A 20,504-nucleotide genomic window follows, 5' to 3' on the forward strand; every position below is an offset into this window, starting at 1 on the left:
AGGTGGTGAGATGGCGATCTTCGACATTGAAAAGGATGACTTGCTTCGGTTGTCCGACGAACGACTGGAAGAGTTGATAGCACGTCTTGCTGAGGCGGAGGTTGCCGCACTTGGCCATAGCCCTGCGAGTGTGAGTTGGTCAGGCTCGATTAAGGCCCCTGATGAAGGCATCGATATTCATGTTCAGGTGGAAACAACAAAACTGGAAACGAGCTTCCTAAGCCGCCCAGATACCGTTCTCCAGTCCAAGAAGGACTCTATGCCAAAGTCCGCAATTGCGGCGGAGATGCTAAAGGAAGCAAAACTGAACCCGACAATCGCAAACCAGGCGAAGATCGGCGGCAGCTACATCATTGTGAGCCTAACCGACGATTGTTCACCGCAGATGAAGAAGCATCGCCTCAACGCCATGCGGGCGGCTGTGGCCAATGATCCCAACAATGAGAACATCCACCTCGATTTCTTCGACCGTTCCAAGCTGGTTCAATGGGTTCGACAGCACCCTTCGGTGTTGCTGTGGTTGAAAGGCAAGCTCGGTCAAGGATATTCGGGATGGCAACCTTATGGGGCCTGGAGTAATCCCCCAAAGGGATCACCTGACACGCTCATCTCTGCTCCAGGCGTAACTGTCCATGTGCCGACTGAGCGAGGTCAGGAGCTTTCAATCGAAGACGCAATAGAACCTATGCGTCGTCTGATACGCACATCAAACAAGGCGATCCGTATCACGGGGCTTTCAGGTGTTGGTAAGACTCGGATTGTCCAAGCACTCTTTGACGAAACTGTGGGTAACGATCCACTCGATAGGACTATCGCTGTCTATGTAGACACAGGACAAGACCCTGATCCTTCAGCGTCGGCTATGCTGGACCGTTTGATTGCCGAGGGGCGTCGCGCCGTTATGATCCTCGACAACTGCCCATCCGATCTGCATTCGGCATTGGCAAGCAAGGTGTCGGCTGCAAGTAGCGATGTCAGCCTGATCACGGTTGAATACGATATCAGAGACGACAAACCGCAAACCACTGAAGTGATCCACATCGAGGCGAACGGCCCAGAAGTCGCCGAAGAACTCCTACTACGGCGGTTTCCTGAAATCGGCCAGGGAAATGCACGGCGGGTCGCCGAGTTTGCCGATGGTAATTCCAGGGTAGCTTTGGCAATTGCGGAACGGGTCGAACAGGGTGAGAGCCTAGCTCAACTGTCGGATGCGGAATTATTCGATCGTCTTTTTCAACAACGGAAGGCAGAAGATGGTGATCTTCGCGAACAGGCGGAGACTCTGTCGTTGGTGTATTCGTTCTCGGTTTCTGACCCAGAAGTCGGTCACAATGAACTGGAAGTCTTGGGCTCGATTTCAGGGCACTCAAAAAACCAACTATTCCTAGCCACAAAATTGCTGGCGGACAGGCATGTTGTGCAAAAGAGAGCGCATTGGAGGGCAATATTGCCCCATGCCGTCGCAAACAGGCTGGCAAGCTCCGCGCTGGAGAGCGTCCCCGTAGAAACACTGAGATCGACACTTGAATCGCCTGGGAATAGTCGGCTTCTGATGTCGTTCGCTCACAGGCTTGGCTTGATGCATGATCATCCTATTGCCAAGGAGATCGTTGAGGCTTGGCTGCAACCGGATGGTTTGTTGGGCCGTATTTCAAACCTCGATGAGAATGGATCGAGGATACTGGACTACATTGGGCCCGTGGCACCAGACGCGCTGCTTGATCGGATCGAAGCCGAACTCACCTCTCCCGATTTTCAGGGGATGGAGCCGAAGCAAAATCCGCGTAGGACCACGATCCTCAACCTGCTACAGTCCTTGGCATATGAGGCACATGCTTTTGACCGCTGCATTTCACTTCTGATCCGCGTTGCGGACCATGAAGATGAAAACAACAACTATGATGCCGTAAGAGACAAGATTTCGGGATTCTTTCAACCCTACCTATCCGGCACTCATGCTTCACTGGCACAACGCCTCGCCATCGTAGAAGGATGTCTAAGTTCTGAAGATGCGGCACGACGTTCCTTGGGTCTGAAGCTGCTCTCGACGGCACTGGATGGACCACCATGGACTGGCTTCGGTCTTAACGAGTTTGGGGCACGGCCAAGGGACTATGGCTACCGTCCCAACCACGACCAACTCGTTGAGTGGCGCGCTACTTTCATCAATCTGGCAGTGCGGCTTGCAAATTCAGACGACGAGGACATCAAGAGCCGTGCACGGCAAGTACTAGCGAATAAGTTTCGCAGTCTGTGGCATCAGGAGGCAATGCGGGAAAAACTGGTCGAAGCGGCTCGGGCGATCAAAGATCACGAGCCCTGGGGAGAAGGCTGGAAGGCCGTTCGCTCAATCATCTATTTCGACCACACCCGGCAAAATGACGAACCTGAGCAGGAACGACTTCCCCAGGACCTGGTCGATCTGGATCGGGAACTGGAACCTCGCGACCTGATTGCAAAGATCAAAACCTACGTGCTTGGCAAAGGGCATGATCATTGGGCGCTTGACGACGAGTTCGACGACAGTAGCGATGACAAATACCGCGCGGCTGAGGATCGGCTAGCCGCAAGGGCAGCGGATTTAGGTGAGAGCTTTGCAGCGTCTGACCATCAACTCGATGAGTTGGGGTCTGACCTGTTTTCAAACGAATGGATGCCGTATCGCAAGGCGTTTGGGATCGGCCTTGCTAAAGGGGCCCACAATTATCGTGAAGGTTGGCAAGGCTTGCTGAAACACCTCACTCGGCCCTCCGGTTCGAACCACGACCTAGCCGTGATTGGTGGCTTTATCGAAGAGGTTGCCGCCAATGACAATGCGATTTCGAGAGAACTCTTGGACGAATGTGCGGAACACTCGGAACTTCGAAAAGTCCTTGTGGGCCTGCATCCATGGGATGACTTCACAGAGAGTGATCTGGATCGGTGCATGGCCCTACTCGACAATGAAGAAACTCGGACTTGGATGTTCGGATCTATCCTTTGGCGGGATAACTACGCACACCTACCGTCTGAACGTATGTTGGAGCTTGCACAGAAGCTACTGGCCAAGTCAGGCGGTGACGACACATTGCTTGACGCACTCAGTATGAAACTGCACGGAAAGGACCCTGCGGACGATACGTTAGGACCTGCACTAAGAAAACTTGGTTTGAAGACCGCAACGAAATCCCTGTTGGCCGATCACAGCGACCCTGGTGGCAGCAAAGATCATAGCATGGAAAATGTCATCAAGGCCGCACTTACCTTCGACGGTAATGACGCCGAAAAGACAGAGTGGGTGGACACTATATTCTCTGTCGTTGATGAGCGTTACGGCTACATTCATTCGTTCGAGAAAGCGATTGAGACTACAGCAGGGCTGATGCCCAAGGCATTTCTGAATCGTGTTTTCCAGGGGACAGAGGATCAGCAGAATCGACGTACTTTCTTCATTCGTCATGGGGGCATTCGGCGCTGCCCACTCTCCAAGGTCGATGTGACCGACCTGATTGAGTGGTGTAAGCAACGGAAAGATGCGGATGTCTGGGGTTTGGTCGCGTCAGGTATCAGGCTTTGGGAGAAAAGCGATGGGAACGGGGATGGCTCTTCCATCACGTCATCCGCCGTTGAGTTTCTTGAAGCCGCCCCAGAGCCCGGGCAGGTTCTTCATGCTTACGCAGATCGTGTAACTCCATCGTCGTGGTCGGGGAGCCGTGCAGATGTCATGCAGCCAAGGGCTGATGCCATTGCCGAACTAACCAAGCATGAGCGGGAAGAGATAGCTCAGGCCGCTAAGTCGGTGTCAGATCGACTTGCGATGGAAATCGAACGCGAACGGGTCCGTGACCGACAACGAGACGAGGAACGCGAACAGCGATTTGAGTGAAATCTCTCTACGAACTCATCGACTATTCTTTGGTTTGTAAGTTCAATGTGATAAATGGGCTGGAATGCAACAAATGGCAGCAATACGGGATGCGAGCGTAGTTTTTTGGTTTTTCGTCCAATTTCAACTAAGAGCCGCTTGAACTTCCTCAGCTATCGTCGGATAGTGTAGTTGGCCTGAGGCGTAGGCCGGTGTGCCCGCCATGCGAAGCAAAGCAACGCGAAATAAATTTTTTGGATACCATGCCGTTGGCAGGGTCCGATAAGCAGCGGGCACCTTTTCGGATCCAGTTCGGATATGGATCATGAAACCGACACATTCACTAAAAAAACTGAAAGAACTGTCAAAGCGCTATGCACGAGCGCAGCAGGTTCCTTTGCACCAAGCACGTGACTTTGTTGCCAGGCAGCTTGGGTTCCCACATTGGAACGACGTCACAAAGGAGCACAGAACAGGTTGGCTTCCAACGCAGGCGCAACTGTCGAGCATCGAAAGCCTGCTCATAAACTCTCTTCCGGGAGATGAAGCTGGCCGACCCAAACATGGCTCTTATATTCAAACCTCGATTTTCGAAAACGATGTTCAACACGGAAAGATCGACGGGCACGAATACCAAATCTCAGTTTCACTGGGCGATGTTCATTTGTACGGGACAGGATGGCACCTTTACGTGCCGGAAGCACCGAACAAGGCACCTCGCCTTGAGATCGCTGAACAGATCGAACAAGAGGCACCCGTTCACGAACCGCAATTTCAGAAACAGGCACTTAGTATTGCACTCAAACGGGCGGAGCAAGTTCGTGCCGGTATTGCATCTGACTGGCCGAGACGATCTACAAAACCTGACAAAGAAGGTGTCGCCCGTCATCCGATAAATGGCGCTGAGTCGAATAAATGGTATTGCCTGCATTGTAATTCATCGATGACGGGCAAATAGATTGCGAAGAGCCTTTGGCATTGCCCAACTTGTGGCGCCTCTCCGCTCGATATCCACGTGAACGCTTGGTGGCTTGAAGATGGTGATGCAAGACCCGAACCAATCGCGGACAAAGACATTCCCCGGAGGCCTGACTTGGTTGTCGATGTCAGAGACACACGGCTGAAATTAGAGCTCAATCCCGAAAAAATTACGCTGTTGATCCGAAGCGCACTTGTAGAAGACGCTTCAAACGCAAGCGAGCGTTTAGGTGCTCTATTTGCAGATATCAACGTTCATGAAGACAATGACGTCTGCATCACCCTTGATGTAGACCTTTGGCCGGAACTGAAGGAACCTGTGTCCGCTCTAGCAGTAGCGGCTCTTCTAGGAGTGAAGGTGGAGCAAGAGATTTGCTTACGAGAGTTGCCTTTTGCTTGGCCTGGTTTGGGTGAGCACACTTCCAGTACTGTGGAGTACACGGAAATGATGCTCAAAGCTTACGCCAGCCAAAGGTCAGATAAAGCCGTCGAATAGCCAAAGATCGGAAGGCTGTAGGATGTTTCCTGCAGCCTTCGCCTTTAGGAAACTGAAACGCTGAACACCACACCAAAGGTGCTTGGCTATGAGCACTTAGCGAGGAAACCGGGCATGCTGTGCAAAATAGGCGACGTTGAAGTTTGGCGCATTCTGGAGATCCACGCCCCTTTCCTGACCACAGAAGAGCTGTTTCCAACTGCGGGGCCGGATGTCCGGGCCATTGTCGAGGCGCATGTGCCCGGCGGTGTTTGCGAACAGTCCGGGAGGTTGATCCTGCCGGTTCAGGGTTTTCTGCTGAAAACACCCACGCATAACATTCTGGTCGACAGTTGCGTCGGCAATGACAAGACCGCGCCTCGACATCCCGACTGGAATAGACGATCAAGCACACGCTTTATGGCAAGCCTCACGGCTGCAGGGTTGGATGTGGGGGATGTCGACTATGTTCTGTGCACTCATCTGCACGTCGACCATGTCGGCTGGAACACGCGGCTTGAGGACGGGCGCTGGGTGCCCACCTTTCCGAACGCGCGCTACCTGATGCCCGCGGCGGACGAGGCGTATCAGCTCGAGGATAACAGCGATCTCTATTTGGAAAGCGTTCTACCTGTCATCGAAGCCGGACAGGCGGAACTTGTAGCGACCGGACATATGCTAGGCGATTATATCACCTTGATGCCCACACCGGGCCATACACCCGGCCACGTCTCGGTCGAGATCAACAGCGGAGATCAGCGTGCTCTGATTACGGGAGATGCGATCCACACAACCGCGCAGTGCTGGCACCCGGAATGGCACTTCAAGTTCGACTCCGATGCAGAAATGGCCGTAACCTCTCGCCGGAGACTGCTGGAAAGCGCCTCGGAAACTGGGTGCCTTGTGCTTGGGAACCACTTCGCCTTGCCCTCATTGGGTCGGATTAAAGAGGACAAGGGCGCGTTTCGCTGGGAAGAGTAGATCGGCAAGAAAGCTGGCTCAAACAATCAAACACATGACCTGCGAGGGCAAAGGGCAAGAACCTCAGCAATCGTGATCCCAAATGCCAGGCAGCAAGTTTGTTCACGTTCTGATCTTAAGAACCACCGTCAGAAGAGCGAATTCGCAAGCTTATGCTCCAAATTCGCACTCTTATGGTTCATTCACAATTGAAAAAAGTGGTGAGCCGTGCAGGATTCGAACCTGCGACCCACTGATTAAAAGTCAGTTGCTCTACCAACTGAGCTAACGGCCCACTCTTTTGTTTGGATCTTGTCGATCCGTGGCGCTCTCTAAGGCATTTTCCCGACCGGGTGCAAGTCCTTATTTTACGCCTCGTTTCGCCTTAACTTAACTTGTTTCCAGCGTCCCGATAGGCGGCCTAATTAGGCAGGTGGCGCGGGGGGGTCAACCCCTTTTTTCAGGAATCTTCACCGCAGGGTGGATTCCTTTCCAACGCAGGGTTATATGCGCGCCATGCAACGAATACTGACCTCCGGTTTGCCCTTCATGAAAATGCATGGGCTGGGCAATGACTTTGTCATTGTCGATGCGCGCGCGCAAAGCGTTGAGATTACACCCGCCCTGGCGCGGGGAATCGGACATCGGCAGTTCGGTGTCGGATTCGATCAGCTGGCCGTGATCAAAAACGGCGAATCGGATGCCCATCTGGTGTTCTACAATGCCGACGGATCGACTTCGGCCGCCTGTGGGAATGCCACACGCTGTATTGCGCGTTTCCTGATGGAGGAAACCGGCAAATCCAAGCTGACGCTGACCACCGAACGCGGCACCCTGTATGCACGCGATGCAGGCGAGGGGCTGACCTCGGTCAACATGGGCGCGCCGCAACTCGACTGGAAAGCAATCCCGCTGGCCGAAGAGGTCGACACGCTGGAACTACCGATCGAGGGCGGACCGACTGCCACCGGGATGGGCAATCCGCATTGCACCTTCTTTGTTGAGGACGCCGAGGCCATCCCGCTCACAGAATTCGGTGCGCGCTACGAATACCACCCGCTGTACCCCGAGCGCACGAACGTGCAGGTGGCGCAGGTTATCGGCCCTGACCATATCCGCATGCGGGTGTGGGAACGCGGCGTAGGCATCACGCTGGCTTCGGGATCGTCTTCCTGTGCAACCGCCGTTGCCGCCGCACGGCGGGGCCTGACCGGGCGTAAGGTCCAGATCGACCTAGACGGCGGCACCATCTGGATCGACTGGCGCGAGGATGGCGTCTGGATGACCGGGCCCACGTGTCACGTATTCTCGGGCACCCTGACACCCGAGTTTCTGAGGACGTTGGGATGAGTGCACCCAAATTCACCACGCTGGGTTGCCGCCTGAACGCCTATGAAACCGAGGCGATGAAAGAACTGTCGCAACAGGCCGGCCTGACCGATGCGGTTGTGGTGAATACCTGCGCTGTCACGGCCGAGGCGGTGCGCAAGGCGCGGCAGGAGATTCGTAAACTGCGGCGCGAAAACCCCAACGCAAGGCTGATCGTGACAGGATGTGCGGCTCAGACCGAGCCCGAAACATTCTCACGGATGGACGAAGTCGATGCTGTCATCGGTAACACCGAGAAAATGCAGCCCGACACCTGGAAAGGGATGGCGGCGGATTTCATCGGCCAGACCGAAGCGGTGCAGGTCGACGACATCATGTCGGTCACCGAAACCGCCGGTCATCTGATCGACGGGTTCGGAACCCGCTCACGCGCTTATGTGCAGGTCCAGAACGGCTGCGATCACCGTTGCACCTTCTGCATCATTCCTTACGGCCGCGGCAACTCTCGCAGTGTCCCAGCGGGCGTGGTGGTGGACCAGATCAAGAGGCTGGTGGATAGAGGCTATAACGAAGTTGTTCTGACCGGCGTTGACCTGACCTCGTGGGGTGCAGACCTGCCCGCAAAGCCCAAGCTGGGCGATCTGGTCATGCGCATCCTGAAACTGGTGCCCGACCTGCCGCGCCTGCGGATCAGCTCGATCGACTCGATCGAAGTGGATGAAAACCTGATGCAGGCCATCGCGACCGAGCCGCGCCTGATGCCGCATCTACACCTGTCGCTGCAACACGGGGACGACCTGATCCTGAAACGGATGAAACGCCGCCACCTGCGCGATGATGCCATCCGTTTCACTCAAGAGGCCCGCAAATTGCGCCCCGAGATGACCTTTGGCGCCGACATCATCGCGGGTTTTCCGACCGAATCCGAGGCGCATTTCGAGAACTCTCTGAAGCTGGTCACCGACTGCGATCTGACCTGGCTGCACGTCTTCCCCTATTCCAAACGCGAAGGCACCCCAGCAGCCCGGATACCGCAGCAGATCAACGGCACCATCATCAAGGACCGCGCCGCCCGTCTGCGTGCCGCGGGTGAAGCTCAGATCGCTAAACACCTGAGAGCCCAAGTTGGCGAAACCCATCACATCCTGATGGAAAACCCGCATATGGGCCGCACCGAACAATTCACCGAGGTTACGTTCAGCGCCCCTCAAACCGAAGGGCAGATCGTCTCGGCCAGAATTTCCGGTCATACGAACACCCAACTGACTGCCTGAGCGGGACCTTGCTCAACTGGTGACAGCTGATACAGCGGCGGTGTCGTAGAATTCCTCGTATTCGCAGACCAATCCGTCGCGAAACCGGCAGATGATTACAATCGGTGTTTCCACCCTCTTGCCGGACGCCTTGTGCGTCCAGGCGCATTCACCGATCCCGACAACTCGATCATCCTGTGCGATAGTGTCTTTCAAAGTCCAGTGTTCCATTTCGAACGCGGCTGTCAGGTCTTCTAGATATTCCCGCATCTCAGCCCTGCCATCGCGCGAGCAACTGAAATCCAACCCGTACTTTCCCCGGCCCAGCGAGCGCATACACAGATCCTCGGTTGTGTACTTTTCCCACATCCCCACGTCCGAGGCCTTACAGTCGTTCCATTCCTCAAAAGCCTTCCACATCTTTTTGACATTGTTCTGCGTGTCCATAACCCGCTCTCCCAAATGAATTGCGCTAAAAATACATGCCCTCAAAGCATTCAGGGCGGGGTGAGTATAGCATCCTGAAACTCACAAACAAAAAAAGGCCCGGCGCAAAGCACCGGGCCTCTATGAATTCATGGGAAAAAGCGATCAGGCGGTCTTTTTGCCCTTCACGGCTGCCCAAAGGCGCTTGTTGACAAGGTACAGCAGCACCGACAGCAGCGACAGGAAGATGACGCCGACGAAGCCCGAGTATTTGCGCTCCATCATCTTCGGCTCGGCCGTCCACATCAGGAAGGCAGCGATATCCTCGGACATGGCTTCAACTGTGGCCGGGTGACCATCGGTGAACTCAACCTGATCTTCGGCCAGCGGCGGTGCCATCGAAATCCAGCCGCCGGGGAAGGCGGTGTTTTCGTAAAGAACCGTACCGGCTTCTTCTTTTTCATGGCCGGTATAGCCATCCAGCAACGAGGCGATGTATTCCGCGCCACCCATACCTTTGAAGAACTGGTTGATACCCAGACCGTACGGGCCGTGGAACCCGGCGCGGGCCTTGGCCATCAGGCTCAGGTCCGGTGCGCCGACGCCGTCATTGGCCGGGAAGTGATCGGTCGGGATCGCCGGGCGGAAATCGTCCAGCTCAGGATCGAACACTTCGAAGTTGCCCGCCGCATAGGCGATGACTTCTTCTTCCGAATAGCCCAGATCTTCCAGCGTCCGCAGGGGTACGTATTTCAGACCGTGGCAGGCCGCGCAAACCTCGGTATAGACCTGAAGGCCACGCTGCAGCTGGTTCTTGTCCCAAGTGCCGAAGGGGCCTTCGAAGGAGAAGCTGAAGTCCTCGATATGCTGCTCGCCACCACCTGCTGCGAAAGACGCAGCAGGAGCAAGGGCCAGAGCAAACGCGGCACCGATTGCAAGTTTCTTGAACATGATTCCGGTCCCTCTTCTTACTCGGCCGGCGTGGCGTCGGCGTCAGCCTTGCCATAATGCGCGTTGAAGTCTTCTTCGATGGTCTCGGGCTGGGCCAAAGGCTTCTCGATCACACCGAGGATCGGCAGGATCACGAAGAAATAGGCGAACCAGTAGGCGGACGCGATCAGCGAGAAAGTCGCGTAGGGCTCTTCCGCGGGCATCGCACCCAGCCACATCAGGGCAAAGAAGTCGATGACCAGCAGGTAGAACCACCATTTGAACATCGGACGGTACTTGCCCGAACGCACGCTCGAGGTGTCCAGCCAGGGCGCAAGGGCCATGGCCAGGATCGCACCGAACATAGCGATCACACCAAAGAACTTGGCGTCGACGATGCCACCGGTGATGAAGCTGGCGAACTGAACAACCCAAACTTCACCGGTGAAGGCACGCAGGATCGCGTAGAACGGCAGGAAGTACCATTCGGGCACGATGTGTGCAGGCGTAACCAGCGGGTTGGCTTCGATGTAGTTGTCCGGGTGGCCCAGATAGTTCGGCATGAAGCCGACAACCGCCCAGAACACGACCAGGATCACGGCCAGTGCGAACAGGTCCTTGATCACGAAGTAGGGCCAGAACGGCAGGGTGTCTTTCTCGGCCTCGGCCTTTGAGCCGCGACGCACATCCACACCCGTGGGGTTGTTGTTGCCGGTGGTGTGGAAGGCCCAGATGTGCACGATTACCAGCGCCGCAATAACGAACGGCAGCAGGTAGTGCAGCGAGAAGAAGCGGTTCAGCGTGGCGTTGTCCACCGCGGGTCCGCCCAGCAACCAGGTCTGGATCGCTTCACCCACAAACGGGATCGCGCCAAACAGGCCGGTGATCACGGTCGCACCCCAGAAGGACATCTGACCCCAGGGCAGAACATAACCCATGAACGCGGTGCCCATCATCATCAGGTAAATGAGCATACCAACGATCCACGTGATCTCACGCGGGGCTTTGTACGAGCCGTAGAACAGGCCACGGAAGATGTGGATGTAAACCGCGACAAAGAACAGCGACGCGCCGTTCATGTGCAGATAGCGCAGCATATAGCCGCCATTCACGTTGCGCATGATGTGCTCGATGCTGGCAAAGGCCAGATCAACATGCGGGGTGTAGTGCATCACCAGAACGATACCGGTGACGATTTGCAACGCTAGGCAGAACGCTAGGACGATGCCCCAGATCCACCACCAGTTCAGGTTCTTGGGGGTGGGGATCATGATGGTGTCGTAGATCAGGCCGACAATCGGCAGGCGGCTGTTCAGCCACTTTTCGCCGTTTGTCTTCGGCTCGTAATGATCGTGGGGAATTCCGGACATAAGTTGGGTCTCCCTTAGCCGAGCTTGATGGTGCTGTTGTCCACCCATTCAGCGGGCGGGACGGGCAGGTTTTCAGGCGCGGGGCCTTTACGAATACGTCCGGCTAGATCGTAGTGCGATCCGTGGCAGGGGCAAAACCAGCCACCAAAATCACCGGCATCGCCCAAAGGCACACAGCCCAGGTGGGTACACACGCCCATCTGAACGATCCATGCGCCCGCTCCTTCGCCTTCAGGCGATGGCATTACGCGGTTGGCATCGGTCGCCGGAGCGTCCGCATTCAGGTTGAAGTTGCGCGCCAGCGGGTCAGGCAGGGCGCCAACGCCTTCGGCATCCTGTTCCTGCGCTTTCTGGATCTCTGCACCGGTGCGGTGACGGATGAACACGGGTTTGCCCAGCCATTTCACGGTCAGCTGCGTACCCGGCTCAACGCCGCTCACGTCCACGCGGATTGAGGACAGCGCCTGAACGTCTGCCGATGGGTTCATTTGGTTGATCAGGGGCCATACGGCTGCACCCGTCGCAACGACACCTGCGCCGCCAGCGACGTAGTAGAGGAAATCTCTGCGGGTGCCTTCGTTGTCTTCTGCGTGGGACACGAGGTTTTCTCCGATTCCGGCGCCCGCGGTTGCGGGCAAACATGCATCAGCACCGCATCAAAGCGGCGTCTCATCGCGGCTATCTAGCCGGGAGAAATCGGTTCGTCCAGCGGTCATAGGCGCGCACTACGCCGCATCTGGGCATTCATGTCACAACGAAGGGGTGATTTTTCAAGTTTTGGACAGGTTTAAGCGGGGAAATCCGCCGATCACTGGAAGCCGGGGCCAATGTGATTCGCGTCAGATGCGCCGCGCCGGGAAAACCCCGCCTGGCCCGTTTCCATCTGACCGGCGATGTCGGATCTGCAAGATTCTGACCCAGTTTCGCCACGCAAATTTCACCTTTCTGGAAATCTGTGACCGCGAAAAAACTGAGTTAAAAATAGATATTTTATAGGGGCTTACCCGGGTCTGATTTCGATTGCACTTTTAACGGGAATCTACGAAGGGCCGGATAAATCCCAACCTCAGCAGGACGTTTTCCATGCCAAAACTCATTCCAACTGCGTTGTCTCTTACAATTGCCCTAGCGTCACATGCCGCAGCCGCCGGCGACCCGGCCAAAGGCGAAAAACTCTATAACCGCTGCTCTTCCTGTCATGCGATCATTAAAGATGGCGAGGTTCTCGTCAAAGGCGGCATCACCGGGCCGAATCTCTTTGGTGTTGTCGGCCGCGTCGCCGGAGCCGAGAATGACTACCGCTACGGTAGCGAGCGTCTGCCCGTCGGCATGTTCACCGATGACATGATCCGCGCCGGCGAAGAGGGTCTGGTCTGGACCCAGGAAAACATCGCCGCCTATTCGCAGGATCCGATCGGTTTCATTCGGGAATATCTGAATGACGAGACCGCGCGCCCGAACATGAGCGTGAAGCTGAAAAAAGGCGCCGACGACATCGCCGCCTATCTCGCCACCTTCAGCGCCCCTTGACCCACCATGCGCTGGCCCTGCACGTCACGGCCAGCGCATCTGAATCAGGGTCAGCCCTCGGGGCGGGTCGTTACCATGCTGGGCCGTTCGTTGAACGCGGCAAACCATTCACTCAGCGCGTCGTTGCCCTTACGCCAGTTCCGCGCATCGTGGCGCAGGTCCAGATAGCCCAGCGCACAAGCCACAGCCACCTGCCCCATATCCAGCGGCCCCGACAGATGCGCCATCCAGCGCTGGTTCAGCGCGGCACAGGCCCGTTCGATCTTGCCCCATTGCGCATCCAGCCATGTGTCCCATTGTTTGTCTTCAGGACGCAGGCGTGCCTCGTAGGCCATCCCCACCGCCGAATCCAGAATGCCATCGGCCAACGCCTCCAACGTCAGCACGTCCCACCGTCCGGCCCCTTCGGGATACATCCCCGCCTTGGCACGTGCGTCCAGAAAGGCGCAGATCACCCGACTGTCAAAAAGGGTCGGGCCATCCGGCCGCTCCAGCGCGGGAATGCGCCTCAGCGGCACCTTGCCCTGCAGCTCGTCCGCAGGAGCCAGCGGAGTGGTGGCGACGTTCAGCACCTCGACATCCTCAAGCTGGCCGGTTTCGTGCAGCAAAACCATAACCTTGCGGACATAGGGCGAAGTTGGACTGTGATAGAGTTTCATTCACGCGCTCCTTGGTTGCTGCGACCTTACAGGACGACCATGAAAACAAAACCCGTCAATTGGGCGGGACGCAAAGCCTCTTGCAGAAGTGAACGCACCTTGGCACATTCCACCCCGTTCTCAGGGCGGGGTGGAATTCCCCACCGGCGGTATGCGGGCTAGACCCGTAAGCCCGCGAGCGGCCCCATGCCGGGGTGTCAGCAGATCTGGTGAGAGGCCAGAGCCGACGGTTAAAGTCCGGATGAAAGAGAACGTGCAGCGTGCCGGTGATGCGGCGCGCCTGCCCGTGATCGCCTTGGGTGACGTGTCTGTTACGAAAGGAGATCATGATGACACACACCCGCTATGCTTTTATCAAAGCCAACTGGCATTCCGATATCGTGGACCGCGCGCTTGACGGTTTTCTGGAGCTTATCCCCACCGAGCAAGTCGATGTCTTCGACGTCCCTGGCGCGTTCGAGATGCCGTTGCTGGCCCGCGATCTGGCCCAGACCGGCCAATACGCTGCCGTCGCCTGTGCCGCCTTTGTGGTGGATGGCGGCATCTACCGGCACGACTTCGTGGCGCAAGCCGTGGTTGATGGCCTGATGCGCGCCGGAATGGATACCGGAGTTCCGGTCCTGTCGGTGTCGCTGACCCCGCATCAATATCAGGAAACCGACCACCATAACACCATCTACCGCGCGCATTTCGTGGAAAAGGGGCGCGAGGCCGCGCAGGCCGCCCTGAAAATCACCGAAACTCGCGCCACGCTGACCCGTGCGGCTTAACTACAACTGGTTGGGGCGCCCCTGCCCCAACCGCAAATCCGCTTGAGGCCCCGGGCCTTGCCCGCTAATCACAACCCTCAAAGGAGCACGCCCCATGTCGATGAACAGCTTTGGACACCTCTTCCGCGTCACCACCTGGGGTGAAAGCCACGGGCCCGCCTTGGGTGCAACCGTTGACGGCTGCCCGCCGGGTGTGGAAATCAACGAGGCGATGATCCAGCACTGGCTGGACAAGCGCAAACCGGGGCAGAACAAGTTCACCACCCAACGGCGCGAGCCCGATCAGGTGAAAATCCTCTCCGGCGTATTCGAAGGTCAGACCACTGGCACGCCCGTGCAGCTGATGATCGAGAACACCGATCAGCGATCGAAAGACTACGGCGATATCATGGACAAGTTCCGCCCGGGCCACGCCGATATCACCTATTGGCAGAAATACGGCATCCGCGATTATCGCGGCGGTGGGCGCAGCTCGGCCCGCGAAACCGCGTCGCGGGTGGCGGCAGGTGGCTTGGCGCGCGAGGCGATCAAACAGATCGCACCGAACGTGCAGATCACTGGCTATATGACCCAGATTGGCCCCCACAAGATCGATCGCGCCAATTTCGACTGGTCCCAGATCGAACAGAACCCGTTTTGGACACCCGACGCGCAGGCAGCCGAAGACTGGGCGACCTATCTGGATGATTTGCGCAAATCCGGCAACTCAGTCGGTGCGGTGGTCGAAGTTGTGGCCCGCGGCGTCCCAGCCGGGCTCGGCGCACCGGTTTATGCCAAGTTAGACACTGATCTGGCCGCTGCAATGATGTCGATCAACGCCGTCAAAGGCGTTGAAATCGGTGAGGGCATGGCCGTTGCTGAACTGACCGGTGAAGCCAACGCGGATGAGATTTTCATGGGTCAGAATGGCCCGCAATACAGCTCGAACCACGCGGGCGGCATTCTGGGCGGCATCTCGACCGGACAGGACGTTGTGGTGCGGTTTGCAGTGAAGCCGACCTCGTCGATCCTGACTACCCGCAAGACGATTACCAAGTCCGGTGAGGAAACCGAGATCATCACCAAAGGCCGCCATGACCCATGCGTCGGTATCCGCGCGGTACCGGTGGGTGAGGCGATGATGGCCTGCGTGATCCTCGACCACCTGCTGCTGCACCGCGGCCAGATCGGAGAGAACCGTGGACGGATCGGCTGATCTGCGCTCCCGCCTGCGAGCGGTGGTCGCGCAGCGGATGGAAACCGATCCGGCGCACGATCTGGCCCATCTGGACCGGGTCTGGGTCAATGCTCAGAACATCGCCGATGAGGCGACGGACCGGTCCGTTTTGCTGGCCGCCTGCTATTTGCATGATCTGGTCAACCTGCCGAAAGACGACCCCGAACGTCATCTGGCCTCGCGCAAGTCGGCGCAGAAATCAGAGCCTATTCTGCGGGAACTGGGCTACAACGAGACCCAGATCAGCGCGATTCAGCACGCTATCGAGGCGCATAGTTTTTCGGCCAATATCACGCCTGAAACGCCCGAGGCCTGCATTCTGCGCGACGCAGACCGGCTGGATGCACTTGGGGCCATCGGGGTTGCTCGGAACTTCTCCGTCTCGGGCGCATTGGGGCGGACGCTTTATGATGCGGCCGATCCTTTTGCTGCAAACCGGCCGCTGGACGATCTTGCCTTTTCGATCGACCACTGGAAGGTCAAGCTGTTGGCTCTGCCCGATGACATGCTGACCGAAGGCGGCGCGGACTTGGCACGGCGACGAACCCAACGGATGATCCGGTTTCTGGAAGAGTTTGCCGACGAGATCGGTCATCCCCTGCCCGCCGACTGGTCAAATTCCCGCACCGGACATTGATCTTTGACAGCCAAAGGCGCAGGGTCGCGCCGATGGCAAAACCCTTAACATCGCATCGACCTGTACTGGCCGTGTCGCTGAAGCTCAGCGCGCTGGTGCTGTTCACCGCAATGCAGGCGCTGGTCAAAGCGTTGTCAGTCGACTTCCCGCCCGGAGAGATGGTGTTCTTCCGCTCGCTCTTTGCGGTTCCTGTGATCATCGGCTGGCTGGTCTACAGGGGAGAGCTGGCGCAAGGGTTGGTGGTCAAAAAACCCATGGGTCATTTCTGGCGCGGCGTTCTGGGTACCAGCGCCATGGGCCTGACCTTTACCGGCCTCAGCCTGCTGCCTTTGCCCGAGGTCACGGCAATTGGCTATGCCACGCCGATCTTCACCCTGATTCTGGCCGCGATCATGCTGGGCGAGCGTATCCGTATGATCCGCATCGGCGCGGTAGCCATCGGCCTGCTGGGGGTGCTGATCATGATCTGGCCTCGGCTGGGCGGCAACAACATGGACACCGCCGCCACCATCGGTGCGCTCTGCGTGCTGGCGGCGACCATGGCTCGGGCTTTCGTTCAGATCCACATCCGGCAACTGGTTCAAGTCGATCACCCTGCTGCGGTGGTCTTCTACTTCTCGATGACTGCCACGCTGCTGTCATCCCTAACAGCCTTTTGGGGCTGGACTATGCCGACGTGGGAACAGGCTCTAATACTGGCCTGCATGGGGTTGATCGGCGGAGTGGCGCAAATCCTGGTGACCTCATCCTATCGTTTTGGACAGGCCTCGATGTTAGCTCCTTACGATTACACCACCATGCTGTTTGCCATTGTCATCGGCTATGTGTGGTTCGATGAACTGCCGACGCTTGTCATGCTGGGCGGAGCGGTGTTAGTGATCGCAGGCAACGTGCTGGTCATCCTGCGGGAACGGCAATTGGGCGTCGATCGCGGCAAGGACAAGTCGGCACCCGACCCAAAGTCCTGATCTTTACCTTTGGCAAACTTCGCTTAGGTTGGGCGCAACATCAGGAAAGGTTCCGCCCATGAGCGACGCACAAGATCACAAGGAAAAGATGCAGAAGGTGCAGGCCCAGCACCGTAAAAAAGTGTCCGAGGCCGTCGACCCTGAACGCGGGCTGGTTCTGATCAACACCGGTAAGGGCAAAGGCAAATCCTCGGCTGCCTTTGGCGTGGTGATCCGCGCGTTGGGTTGGGGCCAGAAGGTTGCCGTGGTGCAGTTCATCAAGGGAAAGTGGAAAACCGGCGAGCGCCGTTTTTTCGAGGAGCGTGATCTGGTGACCTGGCACACGATGGGCGAAGGCTTCACCTGGGACACGCAGGATCGCGAGCGTGACATCGCCGCAGCCAACGCCGCCTTTGACAAGGCCCGCGCGCTGATGGCCAGTGGGGAGTATGATCTGGTGGTTCTGGACGAGATAAACATCGCCCTGCGCTATGAATACCTGACGGTGGACCAGGTGATCGACGGGCTGAATGAACGGTCCGACAAGACCAGCGTGTTCCTGACCGGCCGCGATGCCCCGCAGGCGCTGCGCGACTATGCTGACCTGGTTACCGAAATGACCGAAGAAAAGCACCCGTTCCAAGCTGGAATCAAAGCCCAGCGCGGCGTGGATTTCTAAGAAATAAGCTAGAACAGCCCCAATCCGTGGCTGTTACCGGTCCGGGTTTTCGTTGAGAAACCGAACGGAACCGCGCCGACTTGCAGCACTAGTCGGCAAGGTTTCGGGCGGGTCGCGTTCTGCTTTGGGTGTCTTGTCGACATAGGCGCAAAAATCATCGTCACAGCAACAGCCGCAAGCAGTGGCTGCCTCGTGCCGTGCCATGATTTCATCCAGCGGATCGCCCATGTCTTACCCCGATCATTCCTTTCCGAGGCGGTGGCAGGCCGTCACCTATTCATGCGCTAAGCCCGCAAACCGCCTCGAAACCCTGTGCCGGATGCTCGCACATCTGGCGTTGCCCACTATCTGACTATTTTAGTCGGGAATTTCAAGGGCAAAAAAACCGCGCCCCAAATCAGTCCTTGGGGCGCGGTGGGACGAACGATCAGATTCCTTGCGGCTGCGGGTCCAGTGTGACCGACCACAGCTCGGTATCGGCGCGGTCCATCAGGCGCACAGTCATCTGCTGCGTTGCGCCGTCGATATCGACCAGACCAAAGAACTGCAGGCCGGCGCTAGGGGGCAGGTTTGCGCCCTGTTCCTTGGTCGGCGCTTTGACGAACTTCACCTCTGGCCCAAATGTACCGTCCAGCGCGTTCGGGCCAAAAGTTCCGGCGTGAAGCGGGCCGGACACGAACTCCCAGAACGGTTCAAAATCCTGGAATTGCGCTTTGTTAGGGTCGTAGTAGTGCGCAGCCGTATAGTGCACATCCGCCGTAAACCAGACCGTATTGGAGACCCCTTCTGTCTTGATGAAGCGCAGCAGATCGGCGATCTCCAACTCACGCCCCTTGGCAGAGCCGCTGTCGCCGTTCGAGATTGCCTCGGCCCCGGCCTGTTCCTTCCAGTTGTCCCAAACGATCAAACCGATCGGCATGTCCGAGGCGATCACTTTCCACGTGGCCTGTGAAGCAGCCAGTTCGCGTTTCAGCCAGGCCAGTTGCTCAGCGCCAAGAATGCGCGACTTGTCGGTGACTTCATCCTCCATCGATGCGCCGTTCGGCCCGCGATAGCTGCGCAGGTCCAGGAAGAACACGTCCAGCATCGGTCCGTATGAGATCTTTCGATACACGCGCCCCGGCTCGGCCGGCGTGATCCGCAGCGGAGTCATCTCGTGAAACGCACGTCTCGCACGAGATTGCAGCACATGCACAGATTTCTCGCTATAGCGGTCGTCCGAGATCAGATCCTTGGCATCCGACCAGTTGTTCACAACCTCATGGTCATCCCACTGAAAGAAGGTCGGGCAAACAGCGTTCATCGCGCGCACATGCTCGTCCATCATGTTGTATTTCCACTGGGCGCGGAATTCGTCCAGCGTTTCGGCCACTTTACGTTTTTCGTCAATCAGCGTGGTGTTTTTCCAGATCAGCTGGCCGTCTTTTTCGACCTCATCCTGCATCGGACCATCGGCATAAACCGTGTCGCCCGAGTGGATGAAGAAATCCGGACGATGCTGCACCATGGTCGCATAGGTACGCATCCCTTCATCATCAATACCCCAGCCCTGCCCCGCCGTGTCACCCGACCACGCAAAGCGAATGTTGCGACGCTCGGACGGTGCAGTACGGAATTGGCCAATAATAGGCTCTGATGTGACGTTGATATCGCTCAGATCAGCAGCCACGAAGCGGTAGAAGATATCCTGATCCGAGGGCAGCCCCTCGACCAGACGCTTCACCGCAAAATCGCTGTTCGGGATGGCGTCCATCGGGGTCAACTGGCGGGCGTCGGCAAAGCTCTCGGTGGTCGACACCTCCATCATCACCCGCGCAGGGCGATCCGTGCGGGTCCAGATCATGCCCGAACTCATATCGACGTCGCCCGACTGCACGCCGTGGGTAAAGACGGGGCGGGATGAGGCGTGGCTGATCGCGGGCATGGACAACGACGCGGCAAAAGCAGTACTGCCAGCCAGAAAGGCGCGGCGATTGGGGCGAAGGATTCGGGTCATAGGAGCTCTCCTGTCTGATGGCCCTTGTGGGCCACGCGATTGGTGAGCGGCAGTGAGCCGCCTGTTTGTAAAACAAGCGGCTCAGATTCTTGAAAGTATCACGATGAAATTGTGACACTTGTGGATAACTTACTCAGACGGCAACACTCTGTTCCGGCGTGCTGAGCGAAATGACGGCGACCACCGCCGCGCCGTTCAGCCAATAGTATATCGCATCCAGCCCCGAGAACCCAAACAGGCTGGGCGCGGCCAGAAACGCGACGCCGACCAGCAGATCGACGGCCAAATGGACCTTGTAGGGCAGCACCCGCCAGATGCCGAGGTGGTGATCGGTCAGCACGGTCAGCACAAAGGCCGCGACCCCTGTTACCACAGACAGCCACAGGGCCATCGGGTTGGATTGCCCCAGCCCCAGTACAAAGGGCAGTCCCATCAGTGCAAAGGCAACCGGGTAGTCCAGATAGGCGTGAATGGAGCGGGTAACGAAACGAACAGACATTGTTAT

At 57.4% G+C, this 20,504-nt stretch carries 20 protein-coding genes, 1 tRNA gene and 1 riboswitch; of the genes, 12 read left to right on the plus strand and 9 right to left on the minus strand.

Annotated features, from left to right (window positions below; genetic code table 11):
- Positions 1 to 10 precede the first annotated feature (10 nt).
- The 4 genes from GOW98_RS04065 (at position 11) to GOW98_RS04080 (ending at position 6,278) form a co-directional block, all read left to right on the plus strand.
- Entirely contained in the window at positions 11 to 3,865 is a 3,855-nt protein-coding gene (locus GOW98_RS04065; RefSeq protein WP_170329781.1) for a hypothetical protein, read from the plus strand.
- A gap of 304 nt (positions 3,866 to 4,169) precedes the next feature.
- A complete protein-coding gene (locus GOW98_RS04070) occupies positions 4,170 to 4,802 on the plus strand; it encodes a hypothetical protein (RefSeq protein ID WP_170329782.1) in 633 nt (210 codons plus the stop codon).
- A gap of 135 nt (positions 4,803 to 4,937) precedes the next feature.
- Positions 4,938 to 5,318, plus strand: coding sequence for a hypothetical protein (locus GOW98_RS04075; protein WP_217359329.1), 381 nt, complete (start codon positions 4,938 to 4,940; stop codon positions 5,316 to 5,318).
- A gap of 114 nt (positions 5,319 to 5,432) precedes the next feature.
- The gene (locus GOW98_RS04080; protein ID WP_170329783.1) at positions 5,433 to 6,278 is read left to right on the plus strand and encodes an MBL fold metallo-hydrolase; all 846 of its coding nucleotides are present in this window, start codon (positions 5,433 to 5,435) and stop codon (positions 6,276 to 6,278) included.
- Positions 6,279 to 6,476: 198 nt separating this feature from the next.
- Here the strand turns inward: GOW98_RS04080 and GOW98_RS04085 are convergent.
- Positions 6,477 to 6,552: transfer RNA gene (locus GOW98_RS04085), tRNA-Lys, on the minus strand.
- Positions 6,553 to 6,764: 212 nt separating this feature from the next.
- On the opposite strand from GOW98_RS04085, the gene dapF reads away from it, so the two are divergent.
- Both dapF and mtaB read left to right on the plus strand, forming a co-directional pair.
- Positions 6,765 to 7,607 carry a diaminopimelate epimerase gene (gene dapF / locus GOW98_RS04090; protein ID WP_170329784.1) on the plus strand — a complete coding sequence of 281 codons (843 nt, stop codon included), beginning with the start codon at positions 6,765 to 6,767 and terminating at the stop codon, positions 7,605 to 7,607.
- Positions 7,604 to 8,860, plus strand: a complete 1,257-nt coding sequence (gene mtaB, locus GOW98_RS04095) for a tRNA (N(6)-L-threonylcarbamoyladenosine(37)-C(2))-methylthiotransferase MtaB (protein WP_170329785.1) — start codon at positions 7,604 to 7,606, stop codon at positions 8,858 to 8,860. Before dapF ends, mtaB begins: the two co-directional genes overlap by 4 nt.
- Before the next feature lie 12 nt (positions 8,861 to 8,872).
- Here mtaB and GOW98_RS04100 read toward each other — a convergent pair whose 3' ends face one another.
- The 4 genes from GOW98_RS04100 to petA form a co-directional block, all read right to left on the minus strand.
- Positions 8,873 to 9,286 (minus strand): nuclear transport factor 2 family protein, encoded by a 414-nt coding sequence (locus tag GOW98_RS04100; protein WP_170329786.1) that lies wholly within the window; start codon positions 9,284 to 9,286, stop codon positions 8,873 to 8,875.
- A 144-nt stretch (positions 9,287 to 9,430) separates the two neighbouring features.
- On the minus strand, positions 9,431 to 10,216 hold the full coding sequence (locus GOW98_RS04105) for a cytochrome c1 (RefSeq protein ID WP_170329787.1): 786 nt from the start codon (positions 10,214 to 10,216) through the stop codon (positions 9,431 to 9,433).
- A 17-nt stretch (positions 10,217 to 10,233) separates the two neighbouring features.
- A complete protein-coding gene (gene petB / locus GOW98_RS04110) occupies positions 10,234 to 11,565 on the minus strand; it encodes a cytochrome b (protein ID WP_170329788.1) in 1,332 nt (443 codons plus the stop codon).
- A gap of 14 nt (positions 11,566 to 11,579) precedes the next feature.
- The gene (petA, locus tag GOW98_RS04115) at positions 11,580 to 12,164 is read right to left on the minus strand and encodes a ubiquinol-cytochrome c reductase iron-sulfur subunit (RefSeq protein WP_170329789.1); all 585 of its coding nucleotides are present in this window, start codon (positions 12,162 to 12,164) and stop codon (positions 11,580 to 11,582) included.
- Positions 12,165 to 12,648: 484 nt separating this feature from the next.
- Between petA and GOW98_RS04120 the strand changes: the two genes are divergently transcribed.
- Entirely contained in the window at positions 12,649 to 13,095 is a 447-nt protein-coding gene (locus tag GOW98_RS04120) for a c-type cytochrome (RefSeq protein WP_170329790.1), read from the plus strand.
- 50 nt (positions 13,096 to 13,145) lie between these two features.
- Here GOW98_RS04120 and GOW98_RS04125 read toward each other — a convergent pair whose 3' ends face one another.
- Complete coding sequence (locus tag GOW98_RS04125; RefSeq protein ID WP_170329791.1) at positions 13,146 to 13,754, minus strand: glutathione S-transferase; 609 nt, start codon at positions 13,752 to 13,754, stop codon at positions 13,146 to 13,148.
- A gap of 112 nt (positions 13,755 to 13,866) precedes the next feature.
- Positions 13,867 to 14,011: riboswitch (FMN riboswitch) on the plus strand.
- Positions 14,012 to 14,083: 72 nt separating this feature from the next.
- On the opposite strand from GOW98_RS04125, the gene GOW98_RS04130 reads away from it, so the two are divergent.
- The 5 genes from GOW98_RS04130 (at position 14,084) to cobO (ending at position 18,003) form a co-directional block, all read left to right on the plus strand.
- A complete protein-coding gene (locus GOW98_RS04130; RefSeq protein WP_170329792.1) occupies positions 14,084 to 14,524 on the plus strand; it encodes a 6,7-dimethyl-8-ribityllumazine synthase in 441 nt (146 codons plus the stop codon).
- Between the two features lie 94 nt (positions 14,525 to 14,618).
- The gene (gene aroC / locus GOW98_RS04135; RefSeq protein ID WP_170329793.1) at positions 14,619 to 15,719 is read left to right on the plus strand and encodes a chorismate synthase; all 1,101 of its coding nucleotides are present in this window, start codon (positions 14,619 to 14,621) and stop codon (positions 15,717 to 15,719) included.
- Positions 15,703 to 16,377 carry an HD domain-containing protein gene (locus GOW98_RS04140; RefSeq protein ID WP_170329794.1) on the plus strand — a complete coding sequence of 225 codons (675 nt, stop codon included), beginning with the start codon at positions 15,703 to 15,705 and terminating at the stop codon, positions 16,375 to 16,377. The genes aroC and GOW98_RS04140 overlap by 17 nt, the downstream gene beginning before the upstream one ends.
- A 32-nt stretch (positions 16,378 to 16,409) precedes the next feature.
- A complete protein-coding gene (locus tag GOW98_RS04145) occupies positions 16,410 to 17,345 on the plus strand; it encodes a DMT family transporter (protein WP_170329795.1) in 936 nt (311 codons plus the stop codon).
- A 58-nt stretch (positions 17,346 to 17,403) separates the two neighbouring features.
- Positions 17,404 to 18,003, plus strand: a complete 600-nt coding sequence (gene cobO / locus GOW98_RS04150; protein WP_170329796.1) for a cob(I)yrinic acid a,c-diamide adenosyltransferase — start codon at positions 17,404 to 17,406, stop codon at positions 18,001 to 18,003.
- A 33-nt stretch (positions 18,004 to 18,036) separates the two neighbouring features.
- Here cobO and GOW98_RS04155 read toward each other — a convergent pair whose 3' ends face one another.
- The 3 genes from GOW98_RS04155 to GOW98_RS04165 form a co-directional block, all read right to left on the minus strand.
- On the minus strand, positions 18,037 to 18,231 hold the full coding sequence (locus tag GOW98_RS04155; protein WP_170329797.1) for a hypothetical protein: 195 nt from the start codon (positions 18,229 to 18,231) through the stop codon (positions 18,037 to 18,039).
- 199 nt (positions 18,232 to 18,430) lie between these two features.
- Entirely contained in the window at positions 18,431 to 19,999 is a 1,569-nt protein-coding gene (locus tag GOW98_RS04160) for an alkaline phosphatase D family protein (protein WP_170329798.1), read from the minus strand.
- 133 nt (positions 20,000 to 20,132) lie between these two features.
- Complete coding sequence (locus GOW98_RS04165; protein ID WP_170329799.1) at positions 20,133 to 20,498, minus strand: SPW repeat domain-containing protein; 366 nt, start codon at positions 20,496 to 20,498, stop codon at positions 20,133 to 20,135.
- Positions 20,499 to 20,504: the final 6 nt, after the last annotated feature.

Source organism: Ruegeria arenilitoris, from assembly GCF_013032445.1.
In the GTDB taxonomy this organism is placed as follows: domain Bacteria; phylum Pseudomonadota; class Alphaproteobacteria; order Rhodobacterales; family Rhodobacteraceae; genus Ruegeria; species Ruegeria arenilitoris_F.